Raw genomic sequence first — 17,715 nt, 5'->3', positions numbered from 1 at the left:
GCTGGCTTGCCTGCGATGCAGACGACTCGGTATCACTGGCGCACCGAGTGGAGCCCATCGCAGGCAAGCCAGCTCCCACAGAGGATCAGTGCAGCGCTTATAGGCTGTAGTAGTAGCCCCGGCTGCGCAGCGCCACGATCCGTGGCCGGCCATCCGGGTGCGGGCCGATCTTTTTGCGCAGGTTGCTCACATGCATGTCCAGGCTGCGATCGTAAAGGGTCAGCTTGCGGCCCAGGGCAATCTGCGCCAGTTCCTGTTTGTCCAGCGGTTCGCCGGGCTGGCGCAGCAAGGCTTCGAGCAGGCGGCTTTCAGAGACGGTGAGGGCGAACTCCTGCTCGTCGATGCTGACCACGCCGCGCACCGGGCTGAAGCACAGGTCGCCCAGTTCCAACTGGGTAGACACGGCGGCCGGGTGGCTGCGGCGCAGCACGGCGCGCAGGCGGGCGGTGAGTTCGCGTGGGTCGCAGGGCTTGGCCAGGTAGTCGTCGGCGCCCAGTTCCAGGCCGAGGATGCGGTCCAGCGGTTCGCCACGGGCCGAGAGCATCAGCACCGGCAGTTCCGGGTGCTCATTGCGCAATTGCTTGAGCAACTCAAGGCCACTGCCGTCGGGCAGCATCACGTCGAGCACCACCGCGGCTGGGGCGCTGTCGGCCAAGGCTTTGCGGGCGCTCAAGCCGTCATGGCAGGCGCGGACCTGGAAACCTTCCTGGCTCAACCAGCTGGTCAGTAGCTCGCAGAGCTCTTGGTCATCATCTATCAGTAACAGCTCGCTCATGACTCACTCAATTTAGCCATTGTCGACGGCGACGGTGCCCACCGCTGGCGAAGATCCCGCACAGCAGGGCGATCAGTGCGACGGCCCCGCCGGTGACGAACCACTGTTGTTGCTCGGTCAGCCATCGGGTCAAGGCACCGCCTTGTGTCTCTTTGAGTTGCTGTGCCAGGCGTTGGTTCTCTTGGCGAAGGCGACTCAATTGGGCGCTTTCGCGGGCAGCATCCGCACTTTGCAGTTGCTTGCTCAGTTCTTCACGCTGGCGTTCGCTTTCTTTCAAACGTTGCTGCAACTCGGTGATCTGGGCGCCGGCACTCAAGGACAGGGGCGTGGAACTGCCGGTGTTCGAGGTTTCTTCAGCGTGGGCCGTAGCCCCGATCATTACCACTGCCAACAGACACAACTGACGTAAGCGCATCGGAACTCCTGATTCCACACGAATATTCAGAACGTTGTCGGCAGGTTACCGAGAATAATGAGCAATTAGCAGTACGCCGAACCGATTAGGTTCGGCGCGGCCGGAATCAAGGCAGGACTTGCTTGAACGGCTTGATCACGACGTCGGCGTAAACGCCCGCCGCAACATAAGGATCAGCCTTGGCCCAGGCCTGGGCGTCGGCCAGGGAGGCGAACTCGGCAACGATCAGGCTACCGGTGAAACCGGCATCGCCCGGATCATTGCTGTCCACGGCCGGGTGCGGGCCGGCCAGCACGATACGGCCTTCGGCTTGCAACTGCTTGAGGCGCTCGACATGGGCCGGGCGCACGCTCAGGCGTTTTTCCAGCGAGTTGGCAACGTCGGTGGCAATGATGGCGTAGAGCATGTCAGTCCTCGGTTTTAGGCGTGGTAGGGGCGGCGTCATGCAGGTGGCGCGACAGGTAGATACCTTGGCCGACCAGGAATAACACGGTCATGGCCAGGCTGCCGAACACTTTGAAGTCGACCCAGTAGTCCTGGAAGGTAAAGGCCACGAACAGGTTGGCCGCGCCGCAGAACAGGAAGAACACGATCCAGGCTACGTTCAAGCGTGTCCACACCGGGTCCGGCAGGGTCAGCGCATGGCCCATGATCCGTTTGATCAGCAGGCGATCACCGATGAAGTGGCTGCCGATAAAGACCAGGGCGAACAGCCAGTTCACTACTGGCGCTTTCCATTTGAGGAAGGTTTCGCTATGGAAGGCCAGGGTCAGGCCGCCGAATACCAGGCAGGCGACCAGGGTCAGCCATTGGCTTTTTTCCAGCTTGCGCTGGGAGATGAAGATGGCGCCGTAGACGACGATGGAGCTGATGATCAGTACGGCGGTGGCGCTGTAGATGCCTCCGAACGACAGCTCGTGACCGGCGATTTCGATGACCCTGGGGTCGAGTTTGGTAACGATGAAAAACAGCAACAGCGGGATGAAGTCGATGAATTGTTTCACAGTAAGAGCCAGAAGCTGGATGTGGCGGCATAATAACAAACATCCTTGGTAGCGAAAGCGCCAGCTGACTTGAGGTTACACATCCCCGTGAACGTTGATTTGCACTGCCACAGCACGGCCTCCGACGGCGCCTTGGCGCCTGCGGTACTGGTTGCGCGTGCGTTTGAAAAAGGCGTGCGAGTCTTGTCGTTGACCGACCACGACACCCTCGAAGGTCTCGACGAGGCCCGGGTCGCGGCCCACAGTCTAGGCATGCACCTGGTCAACGGCGTGGAATTGTCCTGCACCTGGGGCGGCGCCACCATTCATGTGCTCGGCTATGGTTTCGATCAGCAAGCCGCGCCTTTGGTCGCGGCCATCGCCCAATTGCACGATGGCCGCTGGCTGCGGTCCGAAGAAATAAGCCGCAAGCTCAGCCTTAAAGGCATGCCTGGCGCCCTCGAAGGCGCCCGCGCCATCCAGCAGGAACTGGGCGACAGTGGTAATGCGCCGGCTCGGCCGCACTTTGCCGACTGGATGGTGCGCGAAGGTTTCGTCAAAGACCGCGCCGAGGCTTTCCGCAAATGGCTGGGCGCCGGCAAGTTGGGGGATGTGAAGCAACACTGGCCGACCCTGGAAGACACCGTCGAGACCTTGCGAGCCTCCGGCGCCTGGGTGAGCCTGGCCCACCCCTGGCATTATGATTTCACCCGCAGCAAGCGCCGCAAGCTGATTGCCGACTATATTGGAGCGGGCGGCCACGCAATTGAAGTGGTCAACGGGCATCAACCCGCCGAACAGGTCGGCAGCCTGGCGATTCTTGCTCGCGAATTTGGTCTGCTGGTCAGCGCCGGCAGTGATTTTCATGGCCCAGGCGGCTGGTCCGAGATCGGCGAATACCGCGCGGTCCCGGAAGATTTGCCGCTCTTGTGGGGGCGATTCAAGCATGACCCCATTATTGCCACCGTCTGAACAGGTAGAGCACGTGAGTCAATTCTTCCAGATTCATCCGGAAAACCCCCAGGCGCGCCTGATCAAACAGGCCGTCGAGATCATTCGCGCCGGCGGCGTGGTCATCTACCCAACGGATTCGTCCTACGCCATTGGTTGCCAGATTGGTGATAAGGGCGCGGTCGAGCGTGTACGACGCCTGCGCCAGTTGGACGACAAGCACAACTTTGCGCTGATCTGCAGCGACCTGTCCCAACTCGGGCTGTTCGCCAAGGTCGACACCGGCACCTTCCGCCTGCTCAAGGCCCACACGCCAGGGCCCTACACCTTTATTCTCAACGCCACCCGCGAAGTGCCGCGCCTGCTGCTGCACCCCAAGAAGCGCACCATCGGCCTGCGAGTCCCGGAGCATCCTATTGCTCTGGCGCTGCTCGAAGAGCTGGGTGAGCCGTTGATGAGCGTGTCGCTGATCATGCCGGGTGAGGATGAGCCTCTGTATGACCCCTACGAAATGCGCCGCCTGCTGGAAAAGCACGTCGACCTGATCATCGACGGTGGCTACGGCGGCAACAAAGCCTCCACCGTGATCAACCTGGCCGACGGCGAACCCGAAGTGATCCGCGTGGGTTGCGGCGACCCGGCGCCGTTCATGGTCGAGGCCTGAATGTCGGCCGTGGAAACCGTCGACAGCCAGGCGGGCGCCCAGCAGGAACTGCCGTTTGCCATGGTGTATGGCCAGGCGGTCATGGAAATGCCCCTGGACCTGTACATCCCGCCGGACGCCCTCGAAGTCTTCCTTGAAGCCTTCGAAGGCCCGCTGGACTTGCTGCTCTACCTGATTCGCAAGCAGAACATCAACATCCTCGACATCCCGGTGGCGGAAATCACCCGCCAGTACATGGGCTATGTCGAGCTGATGCAGTCGGTGCGCCTGGAACTGGCCGCCGAGTACCTGGTGATGGCCGCCATGCTCGCCGAGATCAAGTCGCGCATGCTGCTGCCGCGCTCGGAGACAGTGGAAGCCGAAGAAGACGACCCGCGCGCCGAACTGATCCGCCGCCTGCAAGAGTACGAACGCTTCAAGGCCGCCGCCGAAGGCATCGACGGCTTGAGCCGCGTGGGCCGCGATGTGGTGGTGCCCAAGCTCGACGCCCCCGAGGCCCGTGCGCGCAAACTGTTGCCGGACGTGAGCCTGGAAGAATTGCTGATGTCCATGGCCGAGGTGCTGCGCCGGGGCGATATGTTTGAAAGCCACCAGGTCAGCCGTGAAGCACTGTCCACACGCGAGCGCATGAGCGACGTGCTGGAACGCCTCAAGGGCGGTGGGTTCGTGCCGTTCGTCGAGCTGTTCACCGCCGAAGAAGGGCGCCTGGGGGTGGTGGTGACCTTTATGGCAGTCCTTGAGCTGGTCAAGGAATCGTTGGTCGAGCTGGTCCAGAATGAGCCTTTTGCGGCTATCCACGTGCGGGCGCGAGCCGAATAAAGAGCTGAATCAATGAATCTGACTGAACCCCGCGAACTGGCGCCGCTGCTCGAAGCCTTCCTACTGGCCTCGGGTAAACCGCAATCCCTGGAGCGCCTGTTCGAACTCTTTGAAGAGGCCGAGCGGCCCGAGCCGCCGGTGTTCAAGAAGGCGCTGGAGATCCTGCGCAAATCCTGCGAGGGTCGCGCCTTTGAACTGCGCGAAGTGGCGTCGGGTTATCGCCTGCAGATCCGTGAGAAATTTTCCCCGTGGGTTGGCCGCTTGTGGGAAGAGCGCCCGCAGCGGTATTCGCGGGCGATGCTGGAGACCATGGCGCTGATCGCCTATCGCCAGCCGATCACCCGGGGCGAGATCGAAGACGTACGGGGCGTGGCGGTCAACAGCCACATCGTCAAGACCCTGCTGGAGCGCGAGTGGATCCGTATCGTCGGCTACCGCGACGTGCCCGGCAAACCGGCGATGTTCGCCACCACCAAGGTGTTCCTCGACCACTTTAACCTGAAGAACCTCGACGACCTGCCGCCGCTGGCCGAACTGCGCGAGATGGAGGCCGAGCCGGTGCTCGACTTCGACGACGCCCCGGTGCCCGCGAGCCTGCAGGAATTGGCCGACGCCAGCGCCGAGCCGGAAGAGCCCAAGGACGAGACCAGTTTCCATACGCTGTTGCTGGAACTGGACGACATGGAACAGGGCATCAAGACCGACTTCGACGACCTGCTGCGTGACGGCGTCGCCGAACCTGAAACTCAACCGAACGTTGAGGCTGAGCTTGAAGTCGAAGCAGAACCTGAGCCAGAGGAAGACATCCTTGGCGTTGCTGAGGCCCGCGAAAAACTCCTCGCCGCCGTCGCCGCTCTCGAACAACCGCCTTTGAGCGACGAAGAAGACGAAGCCCGGGCCCTGGCCGAAGCCATCGAAGCCGAGCGCCGCCAGTTCGAAGACTGACGCAATACACCTGTGGGAGCGGGCTTGCTCGCGAATGCGGTGAGTCAGTCGATGTATGTGTCAACTGATACGCCGCATTCGCGAGCAAGCCCGCTCCCACATTTGATCTCCATTGTCTGGGAGAAACCATGAGCTCTACCAAAGACCCGTGCATCAGCGTCTGCAAATTCAGCGATGACATCTGCGTCGGCTGTGGCCGCAGCAAGCGTGAGATCCGCGCTTGGAAGAAACTCGACAAAGCCGACAAGCGCAGCGTCCTGGCCGAAGCCGAGCTGCGATTGCTGGCCCTGGGCGCCACCGGTCGGCGGAAAAGCAAATGACTTGGCGCTTATCGACTAGTCTGTGATGCGCAACGCGCGTCATGCGCGTATGATTCGCGACCCTTTGCCGAGCTATTCGGCCAAAGACCCGCTTTCAACACTCTTCAGGCCACGCCTGAATCGACCCACCGGGAGGTGCTTAAGATGAACGACAAAGACCAGAACGACAGCCAGGAAATCGGCCCAGCAGGCGAAAAACTGCAAAAGGTGCTGGCGCGTATCGGCGTGGGCTCGCGCCGCGACGTCGAAGCCTGGATCACCCAGAAGCGCATCAAGGTCAACGGCGTCGAGGCCACCCTCGGCCAGCGCGTCGACCTGCACGATGCAATCACCATCGATGGCAAGGTCATCAAGCGTGAAGAGGCCGCCGAATCGGTGCGCCGCGTGATCATGTACAACAAGCCCGATGGCGAGATCTGCACCCGTGACGACCCGGAAGGCCGTCCGACCGTGTTCGACAAGATGCCTAAGCCGAAGGAAGGCCGCTGGATCAACATCGGCCGGCTCGACATCAACACCACCGGCCTGCTGATGTTCACCACCGACGGTGAGCTGGCCAACCGCCTGATGCACCCGTCCTACGAGATGGACCGCGAGTACGCCGTGCGTGTACGTGGTGAAGTCGATGATGAGATGATCGAGCGCCTGAAGGCTGGCGTGGTGCTGGAAGACGGCCCGGCCAAGTTCACCGACATCAAGCAAGCGCCTGGTGGTGAAGGTTTCAACCACTGGTACCACTGCGTGGTAATGGAAGGCCGTAACCGTGAAGTACGTCGCCTGTGGGAATCCCAGGGCCTGGTGGTCAGCCGCCTGAAGCGCGTGCGTTTCGGTCCGGTGTTCCTCAACTCCGACCTGCCGATGGGCCGCTGGCGCGAAATGAGCCAGTACGAAGTCGACATTCTCAGCGCCGAAGTCGGCCTGACGCCCGTCGCTATGCCGCAGATGAACGCCAAGAGCAAAGACAAGCTTGAGCGTATGCAGCGTAAATCGTCGCGCCCTGTGGCTCGCACCGAACGGGTTGCCCGCACCCTGCGCCCTGCGCTGAATGCACCGGCGACCGGCGGTCGTATTTCCCGTGAACCGCAGATTGAAGGTGAGCGTCGCCCAACCGCGCCGTCGCGCCAGGAAGGCGAGCGTGCGCCACGTGCGCCGCGTCCTGCTCCGTCGGGTGGTCGCAGCAATCGGGGTGAAGCCGATCGCCCAGCGGACAACGCCAGCACCAAGCGTCCAGCCAAGCCAGCAGCGAACAAACGCCCTGGCCCGAAATTGGTCGCGGACGAGCCGTCGGGCAAGCGCCGTGGCGCCCCGGCCGGTTCGGGTCAGCGTCCGGGTTTTGGTCGCAAGAAGCCGCAGTGATGCGCTAAACGCTGCACAAAAACGCCAACCCTCGGGTTGGCGTTTTTTTTGCCTTGGCACACGTGTCGGGATCTCGTTTGCTGAGTGATCAGTGCCCTGTATTGGGTAACCCGCTACCACCGGCTTTCAAGAAGGGCGCACTAGATTGTGGGCTCCTTTCACGTGTGGCCCGAGGTTACAGACATGGACATCCGCATCAATCACCGCTTTATGACCCGCGAACAGAAAGATACGTTGGTCGAGGCCATCCTGGTGTTGAAAAACGACGTCGACAGCGTACTGCGTCCTGGACGTCAAAACCGCTATGACGATTATGTGCAAGTGCACCACAGCGCTATGGGCGGTCCCGGGGCTTTCATGCCAATGCCGCATCGCTCTCCACTATTTTTCCCTTGGCACCGCGTATTTTTGCGCCAATTTGAGCAGGACTTGCAACGCGCCGTTGGCGACATGACGCTTACCCTACCGTTTTGGGACTGGTCGATGGATGGCCCAAGCAATCCGTTCACGCCTAGCTTTTTGGGCGGTAACGGTGACAGCGCTCAAAATCAGCGCGTTACTTCAGGTCCATTCGCCTTTAAGGGCGAGCGTTTTAAGATTCGCCTGTGGGATATGGAATTGGGCGATGCGGGGCTGCGCCGCGAGTTGGGCACAGAACCTGGCGCGCACTTGCCAGACTCCGACCAGGTGCTGATGGCCTTGTCCAAGACCCCCTATGGACCAGGTCCGGACACTTGGTCAAATTTTTGCGAAGGCGTGCTGCATGATCCCGTGCACCGGTGGGTGGGCGGGAACATGTCCATGCCAACTTCGCCCAACGATCCGGTATTTTTCCTGCACCATTGTTATCTTGACCTGCTGTGGGAGCGCTGGAAACGCCAGCACCCTACGTCTAAACCGTATCTGCCGGTATCGGGTGTGCCCGATTTAGACCTGCGGGCTACGCTGGTTTTCCACGCGCAGTCCGATATTGCGCCTTGGCCAGGTAATTGGACTGTGGAACAGGTGATCAATTCTGAAGATCTGGACTACACCTATGGTCTATTTACCTCGAAAACCATACTTCCCTGTGCGCCAGCACCGGTCTGCCAGGCACCCCTGCCAGATGCCTGATCCTATTTGAGATCAGCCTGCGCCCGCAAACGAGCGGGCCAGCGACAGCGGTGCCTTAGCCGGCTGGGGCATCGCTATCTGCAGCAGCCCAAGCGTTGGACCCGCATCATTTTCACGCCACTGATCAGAACGCAAAAGTCCCATCAAACACCGGCTTGTCGTCGAGCGCCAACACCCCGCTGGCAAAGATCAAATCCAGGTGATGGCTGCCTTTCTGCCCGCCCCCCAGGCCCAGGTGCAACCCACAATGGCGCTCCTCAAACCCGGCATTGCGCGCATACAGGTCCTTCACGCCTTCATTGGTGCCAATCCCCAGTTCTTCCACACGCCGGTTCGACGGGTTGGCGTTCAGGTACTTATTGAAGTCGTCCGCCAGCCCCGGCACGTCGCTGGCCACGCTGCAGACGGTCGAGTTCTCGATCCACAGTTCCAGCGGTGACGCCAGCACGCCATATTTACGCGCGAATGGGATGGTGCTGAGAAAGGTGCCGACAAACCTCACCTGGCCATTGATGGCTTCGCTGTGGGTGGCGATCTCGCCTGGGGCCAGGTCGTGGTTGCCGATGCCGTTGATGTTGGTCCACTTCTTGATGCTGCTCATCGGCGCTTCCAGGCGTGAGCCATGCTTGTCGGTAAAGCTCAACACCTGGGCCTGGGACATGCGCCGGATCAGCGTGGCATTGAGGTCGGCAATGCGCTGGGGTTCGACGCTGAAGGTGTCGTAGAAGTAGTCACCGTAATCTTTGAACAGCAGGGACTTTTTCCAGTGCTCAGCCATCACGCCTTGCAGGGCGCGGATAAAGTCCGGGCCTTCGGCGCGTGGGTTGGGCAAGGTCGAGGAATCGTAGAGAAACAGGTACAGGTCGCAGGCTTCGATGGCCTCGGCCAGGGTGTCGCTGGCAGCCAGGTCCAGGCGCTGTAGTTGGAAGTTGAAACGGGCGGCGCTGCTGTGGGTGATCGCCTGCGCGATGGCGTCGTAGCGCTCGGTATGGCCCAGCAACACGGTGGGGCGGCTCAGACCGTTGAGGGCCGGGTGGTGCGCGAGGTAGTAGAGAAAGTGTTCGACGGCGCGGGCCTTGTCCATGACGTACTTCCTTCTGTGCCTTGGGTAAGGGGGCAGGTGCCGTGCACGGCACCTGCCGAATGCCTGCCGGTTATTAGAATGGCCACATCGCGGTGCCGAATGGCACAACGGCATCGGCTTGCATCATTTCAACGGCGGCCTCATGGGTCGGCGCTTCAAACCAATCGTCGAGTTGCAGTTCGGTTTCCAGGTCGTTTTCCAGTGCTTGCATGGTGTATCTCCTAGAGGACGTTGTTTGAGAACGGCTTGCCAACGGGCTTCGCTGGCAAGTGGGAAGAACCTAGGAGAGAGTGTTTGAAAATGCAAAATTTTTATTGACACGGTTTCATTTGGATATTTTGTTCTGTTTTTTGGCGTTGGCCGTTTCTTGAATAAATTCAGGGAGCTGGCGCGACTAATCTTTCGGAAATTTCCTACCGCCAATTTTTATCGAGATCACGGCTGTAACGTTAATTTTCCGTGCTGTAACGATTAATTTACGAGTAAATGGCCACTTTATTGGTCGAACAGGCCCTGTAAGGATTACCTGACAGATCGTCGCACACGTCTTTCTAGGGCGCCCCCAAGCTGTCGAGCGGTGTACAATCCGCCGCGTTTTACTGTGACCCCCTTGCGTAACCACGCAAAAGGCCAAGACCTCGGGGTTTACCCACCCTGATCACTCCGCCTGGCCACGAGCCGGACGGGTTCGATTTCGTCACAGATAAAAACAAACAGGTGACGCATGACCGTAAGAAAGACGCTGTACTCCTGGTGCCTGCGCTGGGGTTTGAGCAGCGCTGCTTGAGTCGGTAATTCAAGGCAGCAACCTGCAGTCAACATCCTCAAACCTTGCGTGAGACCCTTTTCATGAGTGGACCCCATTCCTCTTCAGGCGAGCTGAAACGCGGCCTGAAAAATCGGCATATCCAGTTGATCGCCCTCGGTGGCGCCATCGGCACCGGCCTGTTCCTCGGCTCCGCCGGGGTGCTCAAGTCCGCCGGCCCGTCAATGATCCTGGGCTATGCCATCTGCGGCTTCATTGCCTTCATGATCATGCGCCAGCTCGGCGAAATGATCGTCGAAGAGCCGGTCGCCGGTTCCTTCAGCCACTTTGCCCACAAGTACTGGGGCGGTTTCGCCGGCTTCCTGTCGGGCTGGAACTGCTGGATCCTGTACATCCTGGTGGGCATGTCGGAGCTGACCGCTGTCGGCAAATACGTGCACTACTGGTGGCCGGAGATCCCGACCTGGGTCTCGGCGGCGGCGTTCTTCGTGCTGATCAACCTGATCAACCTGGCCAACGTCAAAGTCTTCGGTGAGGCCGAGTTCTGGTTTGCCATCATCAAGGTGGTGGCTATCGTCGGCATGATTGCCCTGGGCAGCTACCTGCTGGTCAGCGGCAGCGGCGGGCCGCAGGCGTCGGTGAGCAACCTGTGGGACCACGGTGGTTTCTTCCCCCACGGCGTCGGCGGATTGGTGATGGCCATGGCGATCATCATGTTCTCCTTCGGCGGCCTGGAGATGCTCGGCTTCACCGCAGCCGAAGCCGACCAGCCACGCACCGTGATCCCGAAAGCGATCAACCAGGTGATCTACCGCATCCTGATCTTCTACATCGGCGCGCTCGTCGTGCTGCTGTCGTTGACGCCGTGGGACAGCCTGCTGGCAACCCTCAACGCTTCCGGCGACGCCTACAGCGGCAGCCCGTTTGTGCAGGTGTTCTCGATGCTCGGCAGCAACACCGCCGCGCACATCCTCAACTTTGTGGTGCTGACGGCGGCGCTGTCGGTGTACAACAGCGGTACCTACTGCAACAGCCGCATGCTGCTGGGCATGGCCGAGCAGGGCGATGCGCCCAAGGCCCTGGCGAAGATCGACAAGCGTGGCGTGCCCGTGCGTTCCATCCTCGCCTCGGCGGCCATCACCCTGGTTGCCGTGCTGATGAACTACCTGATCCCGCAACACGCGCTGGAACTGCTGATGTCCCTGGTCGTGGCCACGCTGGTGATCAACTGGGCGATGATCAGCTTCTCTCACTTCAAGTTCCGCCAGCACATGAACCGCACGGGCCAGGTGCCGTTGTTCAAGGCGCTGTGGTACCCGTACGGCAACTACGTGTGCTTGGCGTTCGTGGTGTTTATCCTGGTGATCATGCTGATGATCCCGGGAATCCAGGTGTCGGTGTATGCGATCCCGGTGTGGGTGGCGTTCATGTGGGTGTGTTACGGCATCAAGAACAAGCGCGGTGCGCAGCGAGCCTTGGAGGTGGCTGCTCCAGCAGGGAAGTGAGGCGTGCCTGAGATAAACCAAACCCGGCCTTGCGCCGGGTTTGTTGTTTCAGGAATGGGCGCGCGCATTCGCGTATCCTTGGTTGCCCCTACAGAGGATCCCGCTGCCCATGCTGGTGATTTCCAACAACGTCCACCTGCCCGATGCCGAGATCGAGCTGACCGCCATTCGCGCCCAGGGTGCGGGTGGGCAGAACGTCAACAAGGTGTCGAGTGCGGTGCACCTGCGCTTTGATATCCCGGCGTCGTCGCTGCCCGAGTTTTATAAGGAGCGGTTGCTGGCGCTGCGTGACAGTCGTATCACCAGCGAGGGCGTGCTGGTGCTCAAGGCCCAGCAATATCGAACCCAGGAGCAGAACCGCGCGGATGCGCTGGAGCGACTGGTGGAGTTGATCCTCAGCGCCACCAAGGTGGAGAAGAAGCGCCGCCCGACCAAGCCGACCCTGGGCTCGAAAAAGCGTCGCCTCGAATCCAAGACCAAACGCGGCAGTATCAAGGCCGGGCGCGGCAAGGTCGACTTCTAGTCGCCGCGTGCTTCGCGGGCCTTGGGGGCCTGGCGGTACAGGTACAGGCTCAGCAGCAACCCACCGAGTGCGGCGAGGGCGGCGAACAGGAAGATCGAGGCAAAGCCGAAGCCTGCCGCCACGGCCCCGGCGAGTGGGCCGGTGATGCCCAGCGACAGGTCGATGAACAGCGAGTAGGCCCCCACCGCCGAGCCCCGGCTGGAGGCTGGCACCAAGTTGACGGCTTCGACGCCCAGGGCCGGAAACACCAGGGAAAAGCCGAACCCGCTCAACGCCGCACCGGCCAGGGCCAAGTTTGCGTCCGGTGCCAGCCACAGCAACAGCAGGCCGAGGATCTCCACCGACAGGCAGGCAATCGCCACGCGAAACCCGCCGATACGGTTGATCAGATTACCGAACAGCAGCCGCGCACCGATAAAACTGGCGCCGAACAGGCTTAGGGCCCACACCGCGTTGTCCCAATGCTGGGTGGTGTAGTACAGGGTAATGAACGTGGCGATGGTGCCAAAGCCAATGGACCCCAGCGCCAGTGCGCAACCGTGGGGCAGTACCCGGCCCAGCACATTCATGAAGGGCAGGCGCACACCGGCAACAATCGGCGCGGCGACCTTGTTCCACGCCAGCAGCAGGCCGACGACCGCCAGCAGGATGATGCTGACGCCCATGCTCCACAGCCCGAAATTTCTCACCAGCAATACGCCCAACGGTGCGCCGACGGCCAGCGCGCCATAGCTGGCGATGCCGTTCCAGGAGATGACCTTGGCGGTATTCGCCGCACCGACCCGGCCGATGCCCCAACCGATGGCGCCCGAGCCCACCAGGCTTTCGGCGCTGCCCAGCACCAGGCGGCCGATCAGCAGGCTACCCAAGCTCAACGCGGGCAGGCTCGAGAACCACGCCGCGAACAGCATGAACACACCGCTCAGGCCACACCCGACCAAACCGATCAGCACGGCGCGCTTGCTGCCCAGGTTATCGATGATTTTGCCCGCATAGGGGCGGCTCAGCAGGGTGGCCAGGTATTGCACGCTGATCACCAGGCCGGCAATGACCGCGCCGTAGCCCAGCTCACTGTGGACATAGCCCGGCAACACGGCCAGGGGAATGCCGATATTCAGGTAGCCGATGAAGGTGAACAACACGATGGAAACAACTTGCAGCGTGACCGCCATGGGGCGCTGGGTATCTGGCATGGGGAGAGGTCCACTGTCGCAGCAGGTAAAGATAGGCTGCTAATGATACCGGCGCTTTGGCCGGGCCGTGCGGCTAAAACTAAAAAAACGGTCGATCAACAGCGCATCAGGGCTGTGTGGGGGCGAGCAACCGGGTGGTCACCAGGGCGGCCAAGGCATTTTCCTGGGTGCCGAAGCGCTTGAGCAGAGCGGCTTGTTTGTCTGGGCCAAGGCGGTTCCACACCTCGACCATCTGCAGGGTAGCGTCGAGTACGGCAGCGTCCGGGTTGTCGGGGAGGGTATCGGTCATGGTGGGCGTCTCGATGGATTCAGGCAGTGTGGAAAGCGCTCAAAGTTGCGCTTTCCACACGGTCTGGTACGGCGTCAGTCCTGGCTTTCGCTGTCGACTGGTTTGGCTTCTTTGGCCTCAGGCTGTTTGTCGCTGGCCTGCTGCGGTGTTGGCTGCTCTGTAGGGTGCAGGCTTGGGAAGGGGAGATTAGGTATCTCGTGCATCGTCGTCGCTCCTCGCAAGGTCTGTTTTTTCAATCGCAGGTGATTCCGCGCTCTCAAAAAGCCTTGGCAGGATACAGCACTGCAAATGACAAAAAGATTTTTATGTCGGCAGATGGATGAACTTTCATCGTTTAAACGGTCGTTTGGCTAGAAGGGTACCTTGCCCAGGATCATGTCGCGGTACATCACGAAATCCCCCAACAGGCTGTAGAACGGGTGTTGAAAGGTCGCTGGGCGGTTCTTTTCGAAGAAGAAGTGGCCGATCCAGGCAAAGCTGTAACCGGCAATCGGCAAGGCGATCAACAGGAGAAGCGAACCTCTGCCGATGGCATAGGCCAAAATGCCGATCACCAGCGTGGTGCCGATAAAATGCAGGCGCCGGCAAGTGCTGTTGGCGTGCTCGGCCAGGTAATAGGGGTAGAACTCAGCAAAGCTATTGAATCGCTTGACGTTTTCCACGGTGAACGGCCCTTTGATTGTTATGCCGCCCAACAGATGTTCGGCGGGGAGCTTATTTGAGTCTAGAGTGATCAGTGGTAACAGCCAGTGACAATAGATGCCACTTTAGTATCCTTGGCTTCCTGGCTGCCGTTTGAGCCTGCTTTTTTAAGAAGACGCCATGAGCGAACGAACAACTTCTGCAAGCTGGGCGATGGGGATAGTCAAGGCATTGGAAATGGACGGCCTGGATTGCCGCGCCTTGTTCAAGCAACTCGGCCTCGACTACGCCGCCCTGAATGACCCTGATGCGCGGTTCCCGCAAGACTCCATGACCCGTCTATGGCAACGGGCGGTGGAGGTGTCGGGCAACCCGGCGATCGGCCTGAACATGGGCAAAGTGGTGCGCCCGGCGTCGTTCCATGTGGCCGGCTACGCGCTGATGTCCAGCAATACCCTCGCCGAAGGCTTTATGCGCCTGGTGCGCTACCAGCGGATCATCGCCGAAAGTGCCGACCTGAGTTTCCGATTGGTCCCCGAAGGTTATGCGCTGATTCTGACGGTGCACGGTGATCATCTGCCCCCCACCCGCCAAAGTGCCGAAGCCTCGCTGGCCAGCGCTCTGGCCCTGTGTGGCTGGCTGACCGGCCGTACCCTGCAGCCGCGCAAGGTGGTGTTGCAAGGTGAGCAACCGGCGGACCTGGCGCCCTATAAACAAGCCTTCCATGCGCCGCTGGAATTCAACGCGCCCTATGACGCGCTGATTTTCGAACAGGCGGACATGGACGCGCCATTGCCCACGGCCAATGAGGCCATGGCCCTGCTGCATGATCGGTTTGCCGGTGAATACCTGGCGCGTTTCTCGGAAAGCCGCGTGACCCACAAGGCGCGCCAAGTGTTGTGTCGCCTGCTGCCCCAGGGCGAGCCCAAGCGTGAGGTGGTGGCCCAGACGTTGCACCTGTCCCAGCGCACCTTGCAACGGCGTCTGCAGGAAGAGGGCACTAGCTTCCAGACCTTGCTCGACGACACCCGCCGTGAACTGGCCGAGCAGTACCTGGCGCAGCCGAGCATGACGCTGCTGGAGATCGCCTACCTGCTGGGCTTTGCCGACCCGAGTAACTTCTTTCGCGCGTTTCGTCGTTGGTTCGATGCCACGCCCGGCGAATACCGGGCGCGGTTGCTGGAAGCGCCGGCTGTCAGTGACGCCAAAACGCCGGAATGCACAGCACAAAGACTGTGATGATCTCCAGTCGGCCCAGCAGCATGCCGAGCGACAGAATCCATTTGGCCGCATCCGGCAGGCTGGCGAAGTTGCCCGCCGGGCCGATGGTTTCCCCCAATCCGGGGCCGACACCGGACACGGTGCTGGCGGCGCCGGTCAAGGCGGTCATCCAGTCCAGGCCCAGCAGCGACAGGGCCAGGGCGATGGCGCAAATGGTGATGGCGAAGAAAAACGAAAACGTCAGGATCGAACGCACGATTTCTTCATCGAGACGGTGACCGTTGTACTTCTGCTTGATCACCGCGCGCGGGTGAATCAGCTGGTTCAAGTTGGCCTTGAGCAGGATATAGGCGACCTGGAACCGGAAGATCTTGATGCCGCCCGCCGTTGAACCCGAACAGCCACCGATAAAGCCCAGGTAGAAGAACAGCATCAGTGAGAAGTTGCCCCACAGGCTGTAGTCGCCCAATGCAAAACCTGTGGTGGTCACCACCGATGTGACGTTCAGCGCCACATGGCGCAGGGCGTCCAGCCAGTGCAGGTTGGTGGTCCACCAGTACCAGGTGCCGAGTACCAGCCAGGTCACCAGCAACAGACCGAGCAGGCCTTGCACCTGCTGATCCTTGATCAGCGCCCGACGATTGCCGCGCAACGTGGCCACATACAGGGTGAACGGCAGGCTGCCGAGGATCATCACCACCACCGCCACCCAGTGCACGGCGGGCTGTTTCCAGTGCGCCAGGGATTCATCCGAAGTAGAGAACCCGCCGGTGGAGATCGCCGACATCGCGTGGTTGATCGCATCGAACAGGCCCATGCCGGCCCACCAGAACGCCAGGCTGCCGAGGATGGTAATCCCCACGTAGGCCGCCACGATCAGCCGCGCCACCATGTGGGAGCGGGGCATGACCTTTTCCGAGCGGTCGGAGGATTCGGTCTGGAACAGGCGCATGCCACCGATACGCAGCAGTGGCAGGATCGCCACCGCCATGCCGATAAAGCCAATGCCCCCCAGCCAGTGCAGCAGCGAACGCCACATCAGGATGCCCGGCGACATGGTGTCCAGGCCACTCAACACCGTGGAACCGGTGGCGGTGATGCCGGACATGCTTTCGAAGAACGAGTCGGTGTAGCTGATGTGCTGGGTCAGCAGGAATGGCAGCGCGGCGAAGATGCACACCACCACCCAGCTTGTCACGGTCAGCAGGTACATGTCCCGCGGGCGCAGGTGCACATGCTCGGGACGGCCGGGAATCACCAGGGCCAGGCCCGCGAGGAAGGTGATCATGCTGGCCCACAGGAACGAGGGCAGGTCGCTGGTGCGTTCGAAGATCACCAGGGTGGCCATAGGCACGACCATGGCGATCGCGAGAGTGATCAGGAAGATGCCGATGATGAAACCGATGATACGTAAGGTCGGCAACGCCATGAAGTGAGCTCGGGTGTTGAGGGTGGCGCCATTCTACCTGCGGTGCAGGTCTTGTAAACCGGAGCGTCCGCGGCGACACGGTTCAAATGTGGGAGCAGGCTTGCCCGCGAAGGCGGCCTAACAGCCGACCACAATCTAACTGTCACCCCGCAATTCAAAAATGTGGGAGCTGGCTTGCCTGCGAAGACGGCCTAACAGCCGACCACTCTCTAACTGCTGCCCCACGATCCAAATGTGGGAGCTGGCTTGCCTGCGAAGGCGGCCTGACAGCCGACCACAATCTAACTGTCCCCCCACGATCCAAATGTGGGAGCTGGCTTGCCTGCGAAGGCGGCCTGACAACCGACCACTCTCCAACTGTTGCCCCGCGATCCAAATGTGGGAGCTGGCTTGCCTGCGAAAGCGGCCTGACAGCCGACCAGGATATTGGATCAGACCAGGTACATATCCGTTATTTAGGTAACGGCTGCTAATGGTTCCGCCCTTACGGCGGCTCACTTTTGAAAAGCGCAAAAGTAAGCAAAACGCTCTTGCCCCAACACTCGGCACCTCGCCTAGGCTCGGTGTGCCCGTAATCCGACAGGTATTTGGGGGGCCGCCGCCACGCGCCATCCATGGCGCGGGGCGGCTAAACCGGCATCCCTGCCGGTTTACCCCCCAAATCCCTGTCGAATTCCGGCCAGCGTGTTTGACGGGGCGCCTAAGATCAAAAGCAAAGCGCG

General features: G+C 60.9%; 21 protein-coding genes. 10 read left to right on the top strand and 11 right to left on the bottom strand.

Translation table 11 applies throughout. The features are described from left to right. Positions 1-97: 97 nt before the first annotated feature. The 4 genes from KUA23_RS24040 to KUA23_RS24025 all read right to left on the bottom strand — a co-directional run bounded on the left by KUA23_RS24040 (position 98) and on the right by KUA23_RS24025 (position 2,194). The gene (locus tag KUA23_RS24040; RefSeq protein ID WP_078049993.1) at positions 98-775 is read right to left on the bottom strand and encodes a response regulator transcription factor; all 678 of its coding nucleotides are present in this window, start codon (positions 773-775) and stop codon (positions 98-100) included. Positions 776-782: 7 nt separating this feature from the next. Next, entirely contained in the window at positions 783-1,190 is a 408-nt protein-coding gene (locus tag KUA23_RS24035; RefSeq protein WP_099494295.1) for an SH3 domain-containing protein, read from the bottom strand. 106 nt (positions 1,191-1,296) lie between these two features. After that, complete coding sequence (locus tag KUA23_RS24030; RefSeq protein WP_015885584.1) at positions 1,297-1,596, bottom strand: YciI family protein; 300 nt, start codon at positions 1,594-1,596, stop codon at positions 1,297-1,299. Between the two features lies 1 nt (position 1,597). Next, on the bottom strand, positions 1,598-2,194 hold the full coding sequence (locus KUA23_RS24025) for a septation protein A (RefSeq protein WP_078049991.1): 597 nt from the start codon (positions 2,192-2,194) through the stop codon (positions 1,598-1,600). 87 nt (positions 2,195-2,281) lie between these two features. Here KUA23_RS24025 and KUA23_RS24020 point away from each other — a divergent pair, with 87 nt between their 5' ends. The 7 genes from KUA23_RS24020 (at position 2,282) to KUA23_RS23990 (ending at position 8,341) form a co-directional block, all read left to right on the top strand. Continuing rightward, a complete protein-coding gene (locus KUA23_RS24020; RefSeq protein ID WP_078049990.1) occupies positions 2,282-3,145 on the top strand; it encodes a PHP domain-containing protein in 864 nt (287 codons plus the stop codon). Between the two features lie 13 nt (positions 3,146-3,158). After that, on the top strand, positions 3,159-3,788 hold the full coding sequence (locus KUA23_RS24015) for an L-threonylcarbamoyladenylate synthase (RefSeq protein ID WP_016975422.1): 630 nt from the start codon (positions 3,159-3,161) through the stop codon (positions 3,786-3,788). After that, positions 3,789-4,607 (top strand): segregation and condensation protein A, encoded by an 819-nt coding sequence (locus KUA23_RS24010; protein WP_038442795.1) that lies wholly within the window; start codon positions 3,789-3,791, stop codon positions 4,605-4,607. It begins immediately after the preceding gene. 12 nt (positions 4,608-4,619) lie between these two features. Further along, entirely contained in the window at positions 4,620-5,552 is a 933-nt protein-coding gene (scpB, locus tag KUA23_RS24005; RefSeq protein WP_252992973.1) for an SMC-Scp complex subunit ScpB, read from the top strand. 128 nt (positions 5,553-5,680) lie between these two features. Continuing rightward, the gene (locus KUA23_RS24000) at positions 5,681-5,872 is read left to right on the top strand and encodes a DUF1289 domain-containing protein (RefSeq protein ID WP_252992972.1); all 192 of its coding nucleotides are present in this window, start codon (positions 5,681-5,683) and stop codon (positions 5,870-5,872) included. A 144-nt stretch (positions 5,873-6,016) separates the two neighbouring features. Continuing rightward, complete coding sequence (gene rluB, locus KUA23_RS23995; RefSeq protein WP_025858414.1) at positions 6,017-7,228, top strand: 23S rRNA pseudouridine(2605) synthase RluB; 1,212 nt, start codon at positions 6,017-6,019, stop codon at positions 7,226-7,228. A gap of 183 nt (positions 7,229-7,411) precedes the next feature. Next, a complete protein-coding gene (locus tag KUA23_RS23990; RefSeq protein WP_078049988.1) occupies positions 7,412-8,341 on the top strand; it encodes a tyrosinase family protein in 930 nt (309 codons plus the stop codon). Positions 8,342-8,465: 124 nt separating this feature from the next. Here the strand turns inward: KUA23_RS23990 and KUA23_RS23985 are convergent, their stop codons facing one another. Together KUA23_RS23985 and KUA23_RS23980 are read right to left on the bottom strand one after the other, a co-directional pair. After that, positions 8,466-9,425 (bottom strand): CgnE/CgnB domain-containing protein, encoded by a 960-nt coding sequence (locus tag KUA23_RS23985; protein WP_099494297.1) that lies wholly within the window; start codon positions 9,423-9,425, stop codon positions 8,466-8,468. A 73-nt stretch (positions 9,426-9,498) separates the two neighbouring features. Continuing rightward, positions 9,499-9,636 carry a hypothetical protein gene (locus KUA23_RS23980; protein ID WP_003175756.1) on the bottom strand — a complete coding sequence of 46 codons (138 nt, stop codon included), beginning with the start codon at positions 9,634-9,636 and terminating at the stop codon, positions 9,499-9,501. Between the two features lie 638 nt (positions 9,637-10,274). Here KUA23_RS23980 and KUA23_RS23975 point away from each other — a divergent pair. Together KUA23_RS23975 and arfB are read left to right on the top strand one after the other, a co-directional pair. After that, positions 10,275-11,696, top strand: a complete 1,422-nt coding sequence (locus KUA23_RS23975; protein ID WP_214497397.1) for an amino acid permease — start codon at positions 10,275-10,277, stop codon at positions 11,694-11,696. A gap of 109 nt (positions 11,697-11,805) precedes the next feature. Then, positions 11,806-12,219 (top strand): alternative ribosome rescue aminoacyl-tRNA hydrolase ArfB, encoded by a 414-nt coding sequence (arfB, locus tag KUA23_RS23970; RefSeq protein ID WP_016975416.1) that lies wholly within the window; start codon positions 11,806-11,808, stop codon positions 12,217-12,219. On the opposite strand, the gene KUA23_RS23965 is transcribed toward arfB, so the two are convergent. The 4 genes from KUA23_RS23965 to KUA23_RS23950 form a co-directional block, all read right to left on the bottom strand. Further along, positions 12,216-13,412: an MFS transporter gene (locus KUA23_RS23965; RefSeq protein ID WP_252992971.1), complete on the bottom strand. Its 1,197-nt coding sequence runs from the start codon at positions 13,410-13,412 to the stop codon at positions 12,216-12,218. The genes arfB and KUA23_RS23965 overlap by 4 nt on opposite strands. A gap of 106 nt (positions 13,413-13,518) precedes the next feature. Further along, positions 13,519-13,701, bottom strand: coding sequence for a hypothetical protein (locus KUA23_RS23960; RefSeq protein WP_252992970.1), 183 nt, complete (start codon positions 13,699-13,701; stop codon positions 13,519-13,521). A gap of 74 nt (positions 13,702-13,775) precedes the next feature. Then, complete coding sequence (locus KUA23_RS23955) at positions 13,776-13,904, bottom strand: hypothetical protein (protein ID WP_256581662.1); 129 nt, start codon at positions 13,902-13,904, stop codon at positions 13,776-13,778. A gap of 147 nt (positions 13,905-14,051) precedes the next feature. Then, a complete protein-coding gene (locus KUA23_RS23950; RefSeq protein WP_038851615.1) occupies positions 14,052-14,363 on the bottom strand; it encodes an Mpo1-like protein in 312 nt (103 codons plus the stop codon). A 160-nt stretch (positions 14,364-14,523) separates the two neighbouring features. Between KUA23_RS23950 and KUA23_RS23945 the strand changes: the two genes are divergently transcribed. Further along, positions 14,524-15,582 carry an AraC family transcriptional regulator gene (locus KUA23_RS23945; RefSeq protein WP_078049983.1) on the top strand — a complete coding sequence of 353 codons (1,059 nt, stop codon included), beginning with the start codon at positions 14,524-14,526 and terminating at the stop codon, positions 15,580-15,582. On the opposite strand, the gene KUA23_RS23940 is transcribed toward KUA23_RS23945, so the two are convergent. Continuing rightward, positions 15,539-16,993 (bottom strand): TrkH family potassium uptake protein, encoded by a 1,455-nt coding sequence (locus KUA23_RS23940; protein WP_078049982.1) that lies wholly within the window; start codon positions 16,991-16,993, stop codon positions 15,539-15,541. The genes KUA23_RS23945 and KUA23_RS23940 overlap by 44 nt on opposite strands. Positions 16,994-17,715: the final 722 nt, after the last annotated feature.

The organism is Pseudomonas pergaminensis (genome assembly GCF_024112395.2).
GTDB classification, from domain to species: Bacteria; Pseudomonadota; Gammaproteobacteria; order Pseudomonadales; family Pseudomonadaceae; genus Aquipseudomonas; species Aquipseudomonas pergaminensis.
Note: the sequence above shows the minus strand (reverse complement) of the source record. Positions and strands in the feature narration are given on the sequence as shown.